This window comes from Lentilactobacillus kefiri (assembly GCF_007989105.1).
GTDB lineage: Bacteria > Bacillota > Bacilli > Lactobacillales > Lactobacillaceae > Lentilactobacillus > Lentilactobacillus kefiri.
This window is the reverse complement of the sequence record NZ_BJVK01000079.1, coordinates 1-2,366: the sequence shown is the minus strand read 5'-3', so window position 1 is coordinate 2,366 and position 2,366 is coordinate 1. Positions and strand designations below refer to the sequence as shown.

General features: G+C 42.0%; 3 protein-coding genes. All 3 read left to right on the top strand.

The features are described from left to right. Positions 1-116: 116 nt before the first annotated feature. The 3 genes from LKE01_RS11685 (at position 117) to LKE01_RS11675 (ending at position 2,258) form a co-directional block, all read left to right on the top strand. Entirely contained in the window at positions 117-1,394 is a 1,278-nt protein-coding gene (locus LKE01_RS11685; protein WP_056982426.1) for a replication-associated recombination protein A, read from the top strand. 15 nt (positions 1,395-1,409) lie between these two features. Next, a complete protein-coding gene (locus tag LKE01_RS11680; RefSeq protein ID WP_056982427.1) occupies positions 1,410-1,703 on the top strand; it encodes a hypothetical protein in 294 nt (97 codons plus the stop codon). Between the two features lie 72 nt (positions 1,704-1,775). Continuing rightward, positions 1,776-2,258: a universal stress protein gene (locus LKE01_RS11675; protein WP_056982429.1), complete on the top strand. Its 483-nt coding sequence runs from the start codon at positions 1,776-1,778 to the stop codon at positions 2,256-2,258. The last annotated feature ends 108 nt before the right edge of the window (positions 2,259-2,366 follow it).

The window sequence follows — 2,366 nt, the reverse complement described above, 5'->3', positions numbered from 1 at the left end:
CCATAAATCAGTGGGCGTTTTGCTTAGGCAAAGCGCTTTTTTTGTGGCCTCGTTTAACATGTTATAATTTGTGATGTTTATAAATTAAATGATATTAAGCAGAAAGGAGGATCAACATGCAGCAACCCCTCGCCTATAGGATGCGGCCAACCAAGCTCGAAGAAATTGTCGGACAACAGGATCTGGTCGGTCCGGGTAAAATTATTGAAAGAATGGTCCGTGCCAAGATGCTTTCGTCAATGATCCTCTACGGTCCTCCTGGAACCGGAAAGACCAGTATTGCCAGTGCGATCGCTGGTTCAACCAAGTATGCCTTCCGGATGCTGAATGCAGCAACCGATACAAAGAAGGATTTACAAGTGGTTGCCGAAGAAGCAAAGATGAGCGGCACTGTCGTTTTATTACTTGATGAAATCCACCGATTGGATAAAACCAAGCAGGATTTTCTTCTGCCATTACTCGAAAGCGGCTCAATTATTTTGATTGGTGCTACAACCGAGAATCCATATATCAACATTAATCCGGCAATCCGGTCAAGAACTCAAATTTTTGAGGTTCATCCCCTGTCCCCTGACGATATCAAAAAAGCGCTCATTCGGGCACTTCATGACAAAGACAAAGGGTTGGGAAGCTATCCGGTTGATATAACAGATTCTGCGATGGCCTTCTTATCAACGGCGACAAACGGCGATTTGCGTTCTTCTTTGAACGCCTTGGAATTAGCCGTTAAATCGACTGGCAAAGACAGCAATGGCCGAATTAAGGTAACCCAGGCAATTGTTGAAGAATGTTTACAGCGAAAAGCTTTAAACTCTGATAAAGATGGCGATGCCCATTACGACGTTATTTCGGCATTTCAAAAATCGATCCGTGGTTCGGATACCGATGCAGCTCTTCACTATGCTGGTCGATTAATTGAATCCGGAGATTTAGTGTCAATTATGAGACGCCTGCTGGTTATCGCCTATGAAGATATTGGTCTGGCAAACCCCAGTGCTTGTCAGCGGACCGTTGCAGCTGTTGATGCCGCCCGCCAATTGGGGCTTCCAGAGGCGCGCATCCCTCTTGCCAACGCAATTATCGAATTGTGCCTGAGTCCAAAATCCAATTCGGCAATGACAGCAATCGATGGCGCTTTAAGTGATATTCGTTCCGGAAATTACGGCGATGTGCCGTTACACCTAAAAGACGCTCATTATAAAGGAGCTAAGAAATTGGGTCGCGGTGTCACCTACAAATATCCGCATGATTTTCCAAACGACTGGGTCAAACAGCAATATCTGCCTGATAAAATTAAGAACGCGCAATACTATCATCCAAAAGAAAACGGCCGGATCGAAACTGCGCTTAAACAACAGTACGAGAAGCTCAGAAAATCGGCCGGACATCAATAATACTGGAGTGTAACTATGATAATCAATATTTTGGTGGGAGTCGCCGTGTTAATCGCCCTTTACATCGGCTACTACCTACTATCACATCTGAACAAAAAAATGTTCAATATATCCGTTCAAAGTGATCCCCGTTTAAAAGGTGCGGCCAAAAACGGTGGAATCATGTTCATCTTTTTAGCCATCCTGGGGATTGTTTCGTTGATTCTTCAAAATGACATTCTCATTTTAGTTGTCCTTTTGTGGATGACTGCACATGGGCTCGTTGTTGAGTTCTCAATCCTCAACGTGATCAATCATAAACAGCGGTAATATTTATTTCTTTGTATTTTGGCAAATTTAAAGTACAATTGAGTTAAACAGATAGAAATGAGGGTGGACATGATGTTACAACAACAATATAAACAAATTCTGGTCCCAGTTGATGGATCATATGAGGCGGAATTGGCTTTTAAAAAAGGTGTCGCAGTTGCAATTCGTAATAATGCATCTCTTCACTTAGTTCACGTTGTTGATACACGAGCATTTCAAAATATTTCAAGCTTTGATACATCAATGGTTGAACAAGTAACTGATACTGCAAAAGAAACATTGGATAAATACATTGAAGATGCAAAAAAGGCGGGTCTCAACGATGTTGATTATTCAATTGAATATGGCGCACCAAAGACTGTCATCGCCAGAGACATTCCACAAAACCTCAACATCGACTTAATTATGATTGGTGCAACAGGTTTGAATGCCGTTGAACGACTATTAATTGGTTCAGTTACTGAGTATGTAACCAGAACCGCGGTTTGTGATGTCTTAGTTGTAAGAACTGATTTAAACAACAAACCTGCAGTCAATCCAAGCAAGCACGTTTGATAATTGAATGTGCTTTCTAACAGTACAAATCTTTCATCTCGGAAATGTGACGATGTTTCCGGGATTTTTTATTCCCAAATTCACTTTATGAACGCTTGCAAAAAGCGG